This window comes from uncultured Ellagibacter sp., from assembly GCF_934636505.1.
Taxonomy (GTDB): Bacteria; Actinomycetota; Coriobacteriia; order Coriobacteriales; family Eggerthellaceae; genus Ellagibacter.
In genome coordinates this window covers 1-13,264 of the sequence record NZ_CAKUAL010000056.1, presented here as the reverse complement: position 1 = coordinate 13,264, position 13,264 = coordinate 1, and the positions used below count along the sequence as shown (strand labels likewise).

The following is a 13,264-nucleotide window of genomic DNA, read 5'->3' as shown; positions in this document are numbered from 1 at the left end:
GCCCAGGCTGGCACCAACGTTCTTTCCGCTATCGGCGCGAACATGGACAACGTCTTCACCCTTGAGGGCGGTATGAAGGCTTGGACTGGCGCAACCGAAGCCTAGTTTTCCCAGGTAGGAATATATGGCTTCCAAGCGCAACGCTTGGGTATCGCGAATCGCCATCGCGGTCGTCGTTGTGGCGGCCGCTGTGGCGTATTTCGCTGTTCCGAGCGTGAACTCATTCGTGAACGATCTGTGTCGCCGTTTCTCGACCGGTGACTTCGCGGAGATGCGTGATTTCATGGCGTCGTATGGCGCATGGGCCGCCGTGGTGTCGTTTGCCCTGATGATCTTCCAGTCGGTTGCGGCACCCCTGCCTGCTTTCATCCTGACGTTCGCGAACGCGAACCTGTTCGGCTGGTGGCAGGGCGCGATTCTGTCGTGGACGAGCGCCATGGCGGGAGCGGCGGTCTGCTTTTGGATTGCTCGGTCGCTTGGGCGCGAAGCGGTCGAGAAGCTGTGCTCGAAGACGGGACTTGCGACCATTGAGCGGTTTTTCGAGCGGCATGGAGACCAAAGCGTGCTCATCGCGCGCCTGCTCCCGTTCGTCTCGTTCGACTTCGTGAGCTACTTCGCAGGCTTGACCTCGATGTCTTTCAAGGGCTTCATGATTGCGACGGGCATCGGGCAGCTTCCGGCGACGATTGTGTACTCCTATGTGGGCGGCATGCTCACCGGTGGCGCGAAAATGCTGGTCACGGCCCTGCTTATTCTCTTTGCCCTCGCGGCGCTCGCTGTTTTAGCGCGGCAGCTCTACCGCGAGCACGCATCGCGCGTCAAGGAGGGGGCGGACTTGGTGGCGCGCGCGTCGCAGAGTGCGGGTGAGCCCGATGCGCCGTGCGCAGACGATACGGCGGACGCTCGGGAGGGCACGTGCTGAGTCTCGGCGCTTCTCAAGGGAGCCCCCAGGGTTCGTCATCGTCCTTTCCGAAATGGGTCAAACCGGCGGTGTTCGCCTGTTTGACCCTTCTTGTCGCGGCCGCAAGCGTCCTTCTCGGCGGGGAAGCGGGCCTTGCCGCGTTCGGGCCGTGGGCGAATCTGGAAGCGCTCGTGCAGGAGAACATTCCGCTCTCCCTTGCGGTGTACTTTCTGTGCACGGTGGTGGGCTGCACGGTGCTCGTGTTGCCGGGCATGGTGTTCGCGTTGGCGGCGGGGGCGCTCTTCGGTCCCGTTTTAGGGACGATCGTGTGCGTCGTGGCGGCGACGGTGGGCGCGGTTCTGTCGTTTCTCGTCGGCCGCTTTTTCCTGCGCGATGCGGTACGGCCGCGCGCCCTTCGCAACGCCTATCTTCGTCGATGGCTTTTCGAGGAGACGGGCGTGAACGCTGTGGTCTTGCTCGCGATCACGCGGCTTGTGCCCCTGTTCCCGTACAATCTGCAAAACTTCGCATATGGGGTAACCGATATGAAGGTTGCGACATATGCGGCGTTTTCTTTTCTGTTCATGATTCCCGGTACCGCGATGTACGTGCTCGCCGGCGCCGGCGTGTCGCAGGGCGCGTCGGGCTTGTGGTATTTTGCGCTCGCCTTAGGCGTCGGCGCGGCGGTGGTTGGGGTGGCTGTGATGTTGAAGAGGCGCTTCGGCCTGGAGGATGCGATTCCGAGCAACGATGGGGAAGGGGGAGAGTAGACGATGGGCTTGTCTTCCCTTTCTTCGAAGTTGACTGCCTTCGAGAAGACGAACTACCTGTTTAAGAACTGGCGCCATGCAAGCGCGGGGAGCGTCGTTTTCCCTGGCTGCGGCTTCCCCTCGTTTTTCCCGAAGACGCTTGCAGCCCTTAAGGACGCGCTGCGCCCCGTTTCCGGCGTGAGCTTCGCCCTCGATTGCTGCGGCCTGCCGCTTGAGGGGTTGAAAGGCCCCGAGGCGTATCGTGCGGAGCTCTCGCGCGTTGAGGAGTGCCTGGTGCGTGTTGGCGCGCGCGAGGTGGTGCCGCTCTGCCCGAATTGCGGTTCGGCGTTCGCGGAGGCGCTCGATCGGTCGGTTTCTCAGGTTACTATCTATGCTTGCCTGCGCGAGCTTACCGAGCGCGGGCTCATCGACTGCGCGCGCGTTGTGACTCCCGGTGCGGTGTTCGTTCCCTGCCCCGACCGTGCGCATGGGGAATGGCTTGACGACCTGGCGTATTTCCTCGAATCTTCGGTATTCGTGTCGGAATGCTCGGCTTGCTGTGGAGCCGCCTTCGAGATTTCCCAGCCTGAAGCCTCGTTTGCCGCCGCGAAGCGCGTGCTGGAGTCGGTTGCGCGCGAGTGCACCCGTGCGGGCGTGGAGGAGCCTGTGCTGTACGTGTATTGCGCCTCGTGCGCGGGCAAGCTCGAGCGGGCGCGTCGCCAGTGCTCGGGCGGCCTTGCTGGCAGCGTTCGGGTGGTCCACGTCCTTTCGGCCCTGATGGGGGTCGATGAGGTGCCGACAGTTTCGACGACGGTGCTCAATCGGGCGAAGGCGGCGATCCGATGAGCGCGCGGGTGGCGGCCGAGGGCAGGCCGAGCCCGGCGTTCGCGCGGGTGGCGGCCGAGGGCAGGCAAGGTCCGGCGAGTGTTTCGGTTATCGTGCCTGTTTTCAACGAGGCGTCCACCATCGATGCGCTGCAGGACCAATTCGACCGCATTGATTTCGCGGGAAGTCGCTGCGAGGTGATCTTCGTCGACGGCGGCAGCACCGACGGTACGCGAGACCGCGTGCGTGCTCCTTATCGCCTCATCGACCAGGAGGGACGCGGGCGCGGTGGCGCGCTCAACACGGGGGCGCGAGCGGCTGAGGGCGAGGTGCTCTTCTTCCTCCATTGCGACAGCGTGCTTCCCGAGGGGGCCTTCCGCGAAATCGGCGAGGTTTTATCGCGTGTGCGCGTCGGGACGTTCGGTATCCGCTTCAGCGAGCTGACCCCGGTGCTCATGCTGTGTCAGGTGATGTCCAACCTGCGGGTGAGGTTCCGCCATATCTCCTACGGCGACCAGGGCCTTTTCGTCGAGAGGGACCTGTTTTTCAAGGCGGGGATGTTTCCCGACGTGCCGCTTATGGAGGACTTCCAATTCGCTTTGAACCTGAAGCGCCTCGGCGAGCCCATCGGCATGACGAGGGATCGTATACGCACGTCAGCGCGACGTTTTCCCAATGGGGAGATCAATCGTCTGAGGACGTGGGTGAGCATGGCGCGCCTGCGCTCGCGCTATGTGAAGGGGGCGTCGCCTGAGGAGCTTGCCCTCGTGTACGGCAACGTTCGGTAGGGTGCTTGCGGGAGAGCCTTCGCTCGCGGGGCGGCTCCAATCGCTATTTCTTCCCGCAGCTCGGGCAGACGTCGGCAAGAAAACACTCCTCGCACTTGGGCCGCCGCGCGATGCACGTTTCGCGCCCGAAGAGCACCCATTGATGGTTGATCGGCCCCCAAAAGTCGCGTGGGTAGAGCTTGAGCAAGGCGGTTTCCGTTTTTGCGGGCGTGTCGGCCGAGGGGCCGACGAGCTTCAGCTTGTGCGCGATTCGAAAGACGTGCGTGTCGACAGCGATGCCTTCGACGATCCCGAATGCCTCGTTGAGCACTACGTTCGCGGTTTTCCTTCCCACGCCGGGGAGCTTTTGCAGTTCGTCGATATCCCGCGGGACCTCCCCACCGTACTCTGAGACCACCAGTTGCGCGCACTTCACGCAATTCGCGGCCTTCGTGCGATAGAAGCCGATGGCGCGGATGATCTCTTCGACGTCGTTGACGTCGGCCGACGCGAGGTCGGCGGGGGTGGGGTAGCGCTTCCAGAGTGCGGGCGTCACCTTGTTCACGCCTTTATCGGTCGTTTGTGCGGAAAGCAACACGGCGATGACCAGTCGAAACGGGTCGCAATCGTAATGTAGAGCGCATTCCGCCTTGGGGTAGTGCTCATTCATTCGGCGGGCGATTTCGATGGCTCGCTCGCGTTTCGCGGCGACGGTCTCACGGGGCATGGCTCATCCTTTCCTCTCCGCTGAAAGTATAGCGGCTTCTTCGGGGTTCGAGGGAATGAGTGCACGCTTGAACCCGAATTCTGGCACGAAGCGTGTACTTTTTTGAATCATCGTGATGGTTTGGGAGATGCGGGCATGGGCGGTTGGGGTGCGAAGGCTCGCTGTGATACACTTGCGCTTGGAAATTCCCTGTTGGGAACAATATCAAAACTGAAGCCGTATTCGCGTTTCCCCTCATAAAGGTGCGCGATGCGGCTCTTTGTGCTGTCTGCGGGCTGTTTCGCCTTGCAGACGCTTGGAAGGACGCGCATGCTCATCGATTCGCTGACGTTCGTGCTCGAGAAGTCGGGCGCGCTGGATGACTTTTGGGGAAAGCTCGACGCGGGAACCGATGCGACGCTCGGTGTCGCGTCATCTGCGCGTCCCTTCCTCGCGAGCGCTCAGTTCTCGCGCTCGCCGCGCCCGACGCTCGTCGTCGTCGCAGGTGAGGATGCCGCTATTGCCTTCGCTCGCAATATGGCAGCTTATTTGGGGGAAGACCGCGTGCTGCTGTTCCCCGAGCGTGCCGATACCCCCTTCTCCCCGAAGACGCCCGATGCTCGCAAGGTCGCCCGCCGTATGGAGGCCGCCTTCTCGCTCGCATGCGGCAGGCCGCGCGTCGTCGTGGCAAGCGCCCGCGCGCTCATTAGGATGATGCCGCCGAAAGAAAGCCTGGTGGCGGCACCCCTCGTGTTCGAGGCGGGGATCGAGCTTGCCGATACGGCGCGGGAAGGCGAGGCGGCGCTCCCAAGCCCGATGCGCGAGCGCTGCCGCGTTGAGGCTTTCGAGGACGTGGCCCGCGCGCTTGAAGATCGCGGCTACGTGAACACCGGCGAGCTCGACGGGCAGGGCACCTTCGGTGTGCATGGAGGCACGATCGACGTGTTCCCCGGCAACCTCACCTATCCTGTGCGCATCGACTTCTTCGGAGACGAAGTGGACGAGATCAGGCGCATCGTCCCCTCGACGGGGCAGACCATCTCCCCGCTCTCGCGCGTCGAGATATTCCCGGTGCGCGAATACTCCTGTTCAGCGGAGGCAATCGCCCGCGCCCGCAAGAAGATCGCAGCTCCCGCGAAATCGAACGCGGTTTTGCGCGACATGCTCGAGAAGCTCGACGGCGGGCTTCGCTTCGAGGGGGCCGACGCGCTGCTTCCGTATCTCTACGACAAGCCGGTGACGCTCGGCGCATGGGCAGGTTCCGATACGATGACGTGCCTTATCGAGCCGCGCTCGCTCTTCGATGACGCCACGCACGCCTATGAGGACATCGAGGCGCGCGCGAAGGGGACGAAGATCCCTGTGGCGGGGCTCTACGCTGGGCCGACCGCGCTCGACTTCGGTGGGGGCGTCCGCGCGACGTACGTGTCGATCATGCGCGTCGGCGGCACGATCGACGTCGAGCTTCCCGTGAAGCGCGTCGAGGTTGCCGGGCATCCCGACAAGCTGTTCGGTCGGCTGGTGAACCTCGTCGAGGGCGGCAACACGGTGGCTCTTTGCGCGCCGGAGCCGCGCGCGCGCCACGACATCGAGCTTGCGCTCGTCGACAACGGCATCGCCTTCCAGGAGGCGCTCGACGCGAACTTCTCAGAGTTGGACGGCCTTTCAGGCGACGGTTCGGCGAAGCGGCGTCTTCGCAGGTCAGTGGTGAATGTTGTCGACATCGACGTCCCCTTGGGAATGATATTCCCGAAAGCGAAGCTCGCGATCGTGGCGCTCTCCGACACCCAGGGCACCCAGACGACGGCCCGCGCGCGCAGGCGGACCGACATCACGGAGGTGACTTTCCCCTATAAGCCGGGCGACTACGTCGTCCACGCTGCCCACGGCGTCGCCTTCTTCGAAGATCTCGTGAGGCGCGAGATCGACGGCACGGCGCGCGACTATCTGCTTTTGAAGTATGCGGAAGGCGATAAGCTGTTCGTGCCAGTCGAGCAGCTCGACCGCGTGACGCGCTACGTAGGTCCCGAGGGGGCAAGCCCGCGCCTCACCAGGCTGAATACGTCGGATTGGTCGCGCGCGACGGCGAAGGCGCGCAAGGCGACCAAAAAGCTCGCGTTCGATCTGGTCGACGTGTACGCGCGCCGTGCGGCGACGCAGGGCTTCAGCTTCGGCTCGGACACCGCAGCGCAGCGCGAGATGGAGGAGTCGTTCCCCTACGAGGAGACGCCCGACCAGCTCGCGGCCATCGCCGATGTGAAGGCGGACATGCAAAGCTCGCGCCCGATGGACCGCCTCATCTGCGGCGACGTCGGTTTTGGGAAGACGGAGGTCGCCTTGCGCGCGGCCTTCAAGGCGACGCAGGACGGCAAGCAGGTCATGGTCCTCTGCCCGACGACCATCCTTGCGCAACAGCATTTTGCGAACTTCCACGACCGCTTCGCGCCCTTCGGCGTGACGGTCGAGGTGCTCTCGCGCTTTCGCACGCCGGCTGAGCAATCGCGGGCGCTGGCGGGGTTCGCCGACGGCAGCGTGTCGGTGCTCGTCGGCACGCATCGACTCCTTTCGCGCGATGTGAACCCCTATGACCTGGGGCTGGTGATCATCGACGAGGAACAGCGCTTCGGCGTGGGTCATAAGGAGCAGATGAAGAACCTGCGCGAGTCGATCGATGTCCTGACACTGTCGGCGACGCCGATTCCGCGCACCATGCAGATGTCGCTGTCGGGCGTGCGCGACATGAGCCTGATCTTGACGCCGCCGGGCGATCGCAGGCCAGTCGAGGTGCATGTGGGCGAATGGGACCCCGACATCGTTTCCGGCGCGATCAGGCGCGAGCTTGCGCGCGGCGGCCAGGTGTATTACGTGAGCAACCGCGTCCACTCGATCGAGGATGCCGTGGCGCGCGTGCAAGCGGCGGCGGGCGAGGCGCGCGTCGGGATCGCGCACGGGCAGATGTCGCGCGAAGAGCTCGAGCGCGTGATGGAGGACTTCAGCGCAGGCGAGCTTGACGTGCTCGTGGCGACGACCATCATCGAGAGCGGCATCGACAACCCGCATACGAACACGCTTGTGATCGAGGACGCCCAGCGCCTCGGCTTGGCGCAGATGTACCAGCTAAAAGGGCGTGTCGGGCGCTCGTCGGTGCAGGCGTACGCGTACTTCATGTTCCCCGACAACGTGAGCCTGACCGAGGAGGCTGAGGCGCGCCTGACTGCGCTCGACGAGCACACCGAGCTCGGCAGCGGCATGCGCATCGCCATGCGCGACCTGGAGATCCGCGGCGCGGGAAGCATGCTTGGCGCCGAGCAGTCGGGCAACATGAGCGCGGTCGGTTTCGACCTGTTCGCGCAGATGCTCGAGCAGGCGGTTGCCGCCACGCGCGAAGGCGATGCAGGCGCCGCCGACGGGCTGCCGCCAGCGCTCTCCGACATCACCGTGAACCTGCCAGGCCACACCTACCTGCCGGAAGAGTACGTCCCCGACACCGACGAGCGCGTGCTGTGGTACCGAAAGATCGCGTCAGCGGCGACGATGGAGGACGTCGAGGCCATCGAGCAGGACATGCTCGCCAAGCGGCCGGACATGCCCGCCGCCGCGCACAATCTTTTCGCTAAGGCCCGCGTGAAGGCGTTCGCGAACGAGCACCATATGAGCACGGTCACGGTCGCGGGCGGCAAGCTCATCGTCGAGCCAGTCGCCGTGCCGCGCGACAAGATGGTGTCAATTCGCCGCGCAGGTGGCCGCTACCTTGCCGAAAAGCGCAAACTCACGCTTCCCACCAGGTATTTCAAGATGGACGAGGGCGATGCGCTCTTCGGTGCGGTCCTCGATTTTTTGAAGGAGCTCTTCGGTGAAGACGGCGAATAGGCGGCGTCACCTCAAAGGCGTTGCGTGCGCCCTTGCGGGCGGTGCGCTCTGGGGCTTCTCGGGTGCGTGCTCGCAGTACCTGTTCGCGCACTACGACATCGACGCCTCCTTCATCACCGCGGCCCGCATGCTCGGCTCGGGTGCGCTGTTCTTGGTGCTGCTGCTTGCGACACGTCGCGAGCGCTTTCTTGCAATGCTGCGCGATAGGGCCTCGCTGCGGAGCCTCGTCATATTCGGCGTCTTCGGGCTCTTCGCCTGCCAGTTTTCCTACATCGCCTCGATCGGCTGCACCAATGCCGGTACAGCCACAGTGCTGCAATCGCTCGGCACGGTGTGGGTCATGCTCGCCGCGTGCGCGCTTGCGAGAAAGCCTCCGCGTGCAGGAGAGGCGCTAGGGCTTGTGTTCGCCCTGGTGGCAACCTTCCTTATCGCGACGCAAGGAAACCTGTCAAGTTTGGCGCTTCCTGCTGCGGGGCTCGCATGGGGCCTTGTTAACAGCCTTACCGTTGCGATCTACATCATGTACCCGAAACGTCTCATGTTCGTGTGTGGAACCCTTTTGACGACAGGCGTTGGCATGGCGATCGGAGGAGTTGCCGCGGGAATCGCGTGGGCGGCACCTGCCGTGTGGGGCGGTGTCGTCGTCGTGCCTGCCCTCGATGCGACAGGGTGGCTTGTCCTTGCAGCCATCGCCGTTTTGGGAACGTTCGCGGCTTTTACGCTGTATCTGCACGGCGTCGCGCTCGTGGGTCCCGTGACGGGGAGCCTGCTCGGCGCCATGGAGCCGGTGAGCGCGACGGTGTTCGCCGCGCTGTGGCTCGGGACTTCGTTTACCGACTACGACTGGGCCGGCTTTTTGCTTATGGTGTCGATGATCCTGCTCGTCTCCGTAGCGGGCGGGAAGAAACCTGCGGACGAGGAGCCCTTGCGCGGCATGGACGCGGAGGCTGCAACCTGCGGGGATGGGAAGCCCGCTTCATGCGAGGGCACAAGGCCCGCGTTTGGCGAGGGCGTGAAGCCTGCGGCGGGTTCTGCACGCCCACCGCTTTCGGGTGGTGCGAATGTGGGACAGGAAAGGAAAGGCTGACATGAGGGTTTTCGATTTGTACTGCGACACGCTCGACCGTTTGGCGCTTCACGGCGAGGCGGGAGGCGCTGCGTTCGAGTACATGGAGGGCGATAACTCCATCCCGCATGCGCGTATGAGCTCGCTTCTTTCCAATGACGCGCATATCTCGCTTGAGCGCACAGCGCAATTCAACTGGTGCCAGTGCTTCGCCGTGTTCGTCCCCGACGAGCTGCGAGGCGGCGCCGCGTGGTCGTTCTATCTGCGCATTCGCGATTTCTTCCGCGGTCAGGCGGCGCAATTCGAAAAGCAGCTTGTGCCCGTTCGCACCTCAGGCGAGGCCGAGTGCGCGTTTGGCGCGGGAAAGACCGCCGGCATGCTCACGGTGGAGGGTGCGGCGTTTCTCGCCGACGACGGTCATGCGGGCGAGCGCCTCGACACGATCGCGGACGACGGGGTGCGCATGGTGACGCTCACCTGGAACGGGCGGAACGCGCTCGGCAGCGGCAACGTCACCGAAGATGGCTTGACGCTGTTCGGCCGTACGTGCGTCCGCGAGCTCGAGGCGCGCGACATTGTGGTGGACGTCTCGCATTTGAACGACGCCGGGTTCAAAGACGTGTGTGGCTGCGCGCAAAAGCCCTTCGCGGCCTCGCATTCCAACGCGCGCGCCGTCTGCGGGCACAAGCGCAATCTCGCTGACTGGCAGCTGCGCGAGATCGCCGATCGCGGCGGCATCGTCGGGTTCAACTACTACAACGACTTCCTGAACGACCGTGGGGAAGAGGCCACGCGCGACGATGCGCTGCGCCACATCGATCATATCCTGGAAGTGGCGGGAGAAGACCTGCTTGCGCTCGGAAGCGATTACGACGGCAGCGAGGTGCCCCGCTGGCTTTCCCCCTGCACGGGCGTCGCGAATTTGCGTGACATCGTGGTAAAGGAGTTCGGCGGCGAGATCGCGAGCAAGATGTTCTGGGAAAACGCCGCACGCTTTTTCGCGGAGAAGTAAGGACGCAACCCTTTAGGACCCTCAACGGTCGCTAAGGTCGCGAAGGCTTGCGTGCTTCCCGCTGGGAGGGCGGGTGCAACCTATCTCGCGCAGGTAGCGCACATCTTCGCGATGCGCCGCCCCGTGTCGTCGATGATTTCTACGGTGTAGAACCCCAGACGGCGGCCCGATTTATCGGCATCGCAGGTAGCGATGAGCTTTTCGCCCTTCGTTGCCGAGAAGTACTCGATGGTGTTGCTCACCGATACGCTCGGGGGCTCGCCGATGTTGCAGGCGATGGCGAGCGCGAAGTCGGCGAGCGTGAAGATGGCGCCGCCCATGACGTTCCCCGTTGCGTTGCGGTGGATTTCGGCGAGCTTCATCTCGCAGACCGCATGTCCGCGCCTCGCTTCGATGACGGTGCAGCCTGCCGCGCGCGTGGCGAACTGGTCGTTTGCGAAATGGTTCGCCACTTCTTCGAGTGTGGGATTGTCCGAGAGCATTTTTGCCTTCTTCTTTTCGTTATTCGTCGTCAGGTTGGGGGAGCAGCTCGCCGGCATATGCCTCGCGAAGGCTTGCGGCACCTTGGGGGCAGGCGCTTGCGCACAGCCCGCAGCCGATGCACAAGCGCGCTTCGAAGACGAGGCGTCCATCCTTAGGGCTCGGCCTGCGAGCGCCCGTGGGGCACGATTTCGCGCAGGCGAGGCTGTTGTCGCAAAGCGCGGCGTCGGTGGTCGAGAGCGTCACGCGCTTGCGCACGGCGACGGCGTCGGAGACGTCCGCCGCTTCGAGCAGCATCCGCTGGCGAGGAGAGAGCGTGCATCGCGTCATGCCCCCTTCGGCGTATGCGTTTTGCTCGGGGGTCCCGACCGCGCCTCCGATGCGCTCGTCGGCGAGCATGTGGTCGCGCCGCTCGTGGAAGGCGCGCAGCGATTCGTTGCGCTTCATGCGGTATGCGCCCGAGGCGATGTCTTCCGCTTGGTCTTTCAAGTTGAGAAGCGCTTCGCGGCGGTCCTTGCCCGATGCGTCGCCGAGCGTCTGCATGAGCGTCGGGGCGGCCTGCGCTTCGGGAACGTCGTCGGTGAACGCCACGGTGCACTCGGTGACGTCTTCTGCTTGCTCGATTGCGCAGGAAAAACGCTCAAGCCCTTGAGCTTTAGTGCGCTTGCATGCTTCGCATTCTTCGAAGATGACGGCGACGGCAAGATCGATACCAAGCGCGAGCGCGCAGGTCCAAAGTTCGGACGGCAGCATTGCGAGGCATGGCAGCATGATTACGTTGTCCGCTGGGGCGAAGCTGGAAGGGAGCAGATACGAGCACGTCAGGATGACCTTCTCGCCTGTAAGCGCAATTTTGCGCATCTGTGAAAAGACGGCCTCGACAGAAGCGCCGGGGATCGCGAAGCCGTCGCACACGCCAACGCATATCCCACATTTGGTGCAGGCGTGCGCATCGACGGCAGCGGAGGCGTTCGCGATGGCGATGGCCCCTTTCGGGCAGGCCTCGATGCACTTCATGCAGCTGGAGCCTTGGGGGCGCGTGCAGAAATCGCGCAGAAAGAGCACCTTGCGCGGAGCGCCCAAGGCGACGCGCAAGGTGGAAGGGGCGCTCGCGGCGGATTGCGCGTCGCGAGCGCCCTGTTCGATGTCGCTATTTGTTCCCACCGAAAACCTCGGCGGTGACCTGGTCGATGCGTGCGAGCACGTCTTCGCGCGGCAAAAGTTCGATCGACTCGAACAGCGGCGGGGAAACCATGTTGCCGCAGACGGCAACGCGCAGCGGCTGAAGCACGAGCTTGAGCTTCATGTTGAGCGCGTCCTCCTCGCCAAGCTCGCGGCATGCGGCTTCAAGGCTCGCTGCTTCCCATGCGCGGCTCTCATCGGCCAGGATGGCACGGCAGGCCGCAAGCGCCTCGTCGGCGCGCGCGCCTTCCTTCAAGAGCACCTTCTTCACGCTCTTCTCGTCGAGCACCTCGACGCGCGGCCCCCAGAACATGTAGGCCAGCTTGTCGGCGGCGTCGACAAGGCGCGTCTCGCGCTCGGCAACGAGTGGGTAGAGCTTCTCGTAGAACTCGGGGCGGTTCGCGATGTCCGCCGCGGTCTCGCGGATCTCCTCCTCGGAGATTTCGGCATCGGCCGCAACGCCCGCGCGGGCGCGCGCAAGCCAAGGAACGCTCGCGTCGATCCAATCCCCGGCGCTCATCCCCTTGATGTACTGGCCGTTCATCCACTCGAGCTTCGTCTCGTCGAACACGGCGTCCTTCTTGGTGATGCGGTCGAGCGAGAACTCGCTGCACAGCACGTCGCGGCTGATGAGCGTTGTCTCGCCGTCGAGGGACCAACCCAGAAGGGCCAGGAAGTTCACCATCGCATCGGGAAGGAAGCCGCGGTCGCGGAACTCCTCGACGCTCGCTGCGCCGTGGCGCTTGGAGAGCTTCTTCCCGTCGGGGCCTAAGATCATCGACAGGTGTGCGAAGGTGGGCACGTCGTAGCCGAGCGCCTCGTAGATGAGGATCTGGCGCGGGGTGTTCGAGAGGTGGTCGTCGCCGCGGATGACGTGCGTGATTCCCATGTTCGCGTCGTCGCATACGACCGCGAAGTTGTAGGTGGGCGTGCCGTCGGTGCGCACGACGATCATGTCGTCCATTACGTCGGCGGGGAAGGAAACGTGCCCGTACACGGCGTCGTCGAACTCGATGGGGCCGTGGTCAAGCGGCACCTTCAGGCGCCAAACATGCGGTTCACCTGCATCGATGCGGCGCTGCGCCTCGGCGGGGTCGATGTCGCGGCACGTGCGGTCGTATCCCGCGTAGCCGCCTTCCTCCGCTTCCGCCTTCGCGCGCTTCTGGTCGAGCAGCTCCTTCGAGCAGAAGCAGGGATAGACCGCCCCGCGGTCCTTCAGGCGCTCGAGCGCGGTCTTGTAGGTGTCGAAGCGCTGGGTCTGGAAGTAAGGGCCCGCGTCGCCGCCGACCTCGGGACCCTCGTCCCAGTCGAGGTTGAGCCACTTCATGGCGTTTAGGATGACCTGGACGTTCTCTTCGGTCGAGCGCTCGGGGTCGGTGTCCTCGATGCGCAGGATGAAGGTGCCGCCCATCGCGCGGGCGAATGCCCAGTTATAGATTGCGGTGCGCGCGCCGCCGACGTGCAGGCGCCCAGTGGGCGAGGGTGCGAAGCGTACGCGTACGGGTTTGTCAGTCACGGATTCCTCTTTCGTCTTTTGGAAGTCGTTTCAACCTGCATATGATACTCGCTTTCGCGCCTGATGGCAGGGATTGCACCGTATTGCGACAATCTATGTCGGGAGGATAGCGAAGGGTTGATTTGTAAGTTCATCCGAACACTTAGGTTTCGTTCTCGAACTCAGCCGGACATGTCCGGCTGAGTTCGAG

At 64.0% G+C, this 13,264-nt stretch carries 11 protein-coding genes; 7 read left to right on the top strand and 4 right to left on the bottom strand.

Annotation, left to right across the window (positions count from 1 at the left end; all coding sequences use genetic code 11):
- Positions 1-124 precede the first annotated feature (124 nt).
- The 4 genes from Q0G18_RS07155 (at position 125) to Q0G18_RS07140 (ending at position 3,263) form a co-directional block, all read left to right on the top strand.
- Entirely contained in the window at positions 125-922 is a 798-nt protein-coding gene (locus Q0G18_RS07155; RefSeq protein ID WP_297151316.1) for a TVP38/TMEM64 family protein, read from the top strand.
- Between the two features lie 80 nt (positions 923-1,002).
- Complete coding sequence (locus Q0G18_RS07150) at positions 1,003-1,671, top strand: TVP38/TMEM64 family protein (RefSeq protein ID WP_297151314.1); 669 nt, start codon at positions 1,003-1,005, stop codon at positions 1,669-1,671.
- A 3-nt stretch (positions 1,672-1,674) separates the two neighbouring features.
- Positions 1,675-2,496, top strand: coding sequence for a hypothetical protein (locus Q0G18_RS07145; RefSeq protein ID WP_297151312.1), 822 nt, complete (start codon positions 1,675-1,677; stop codon positions 2,494-2,496).
- A complete protein-coding gene (locus tag Q0G18_RS07140) occupies positions 2,493-3,263 on the top strand; it encodes a TIGR04283 family arsenosugar biosynthesis glycosyltransferase (RefSeq protein WP_297151309.1) in 771 nt (256 codons plus the stop codon). Before Q0G18_RS07145 ends, Q0G18_RS07140 begins: the two co-directional genes overlap by 4 nt.
- Before the next feature lie 43 nt (positions 3,264-3,306).
- Here the strand turns inward: Q0G18_RS07140 and nth are convergent, their stop codons facing one another.
- A complete protein-coding gene (gene nth, locus Q0G18_RS07135; protein WP_297151306.1) occupies positions 3,307-3,969 on the bottom strand; it encodes an endonuclease III in 663 nt (220 codons plus the stop codon).
- Positions 3,970-4,278: 309 nt separating this feature from the next.
- On the opposite strand from nth, the gene mfd reads away from it, so the two are divergent.
- From mfd to Q0G18_RS07120, 3 genes are read left to right on the top strand one after another with little or no spacing between them, the layout of a single operon-like run.
- On the top strand, positions 4,279-7,818 hold the full coding sequence (gene mfd / locus Q0G18_RS07130; protein ID WP_297151303.1) for a transcription-repair coupling factor: 3,540 nt from the start codon (positions 4,279-4,281) through the stop codon (positions 7,816-7,818).
- Positions 7,802-8,905, top strand: a complete 1,104-nt coding sequence (locus Q0G18_RS07125; RefSeq protein WP_297151300.1) for a DMT family transporter — start codon at positions 7,802-7,804, stop codon at positions 8,903-8,905. Before mfd ends, Q0G18_RS07125 begins: the two co-directional genes overlap by 17 nt.
- Before the next feature lies 1 nt (position 8,906).
- Entirely contained in the window at positions 8,907-9,896 is a 990-nt protein-coding gene (locus Q0G18_RS07120) for a membrane dipeptidase (RefSeq protein ID WP_297151298.1), read from the top strand.
- 80 nt (positions 9,897-9,976) lie between these two features.
- Here the strand turns inward: Q0G18_RS07120 and Q0G18_RS07115 are convergent, their stop codons facing one another.
- The 3 genes from Q0G18_RS07115 to gltX are packed head-to-tail and all read right to left on the bottom strand — an operon-like array spanning position 9,977 to position 13,074.
- Positions 9,977-10,378, bottom strand: coding sequence for a PaaI family thioesterase (locus Q0G18_RS07115; RefSeq protein WP_297151295.1), 402 nt, complete (start codon positions 10,376-10,378; stop codon positions 9,977-9,979).
- 19 nt (positions 10,379-10,397) lie between these two features.
- Positions 10,398-11,540 (bottom strand): 4Fe-4S binding protein, encoded by a 1,143-nt coding sequence (locus tag Q0G18_RS07110; protein WP_297151292.1) that lies wholly within the window; start codon positions 11,538-11,540, stop codon positions 10,398-10,400.
- Positions 11,527-13,074 carry a glutamate--tRNA ligase gene (gltX, locus tag Q0G18_RS07105; protein ID WP_297151290.1) on the bottom strand — a complete coding sequence of 516 codons (1,548 nt, stop codon included), beginning with the start codon at positions 13,072-13,074 and terminating at the stop codon, positions 11,527-11,529. Before gltX ends, Q0G18_RS07110 begins: the two co-directional genes overlap by 14 nt.
- Positions 13,075-13,264 lie beyond the last annotated feature (190 nt).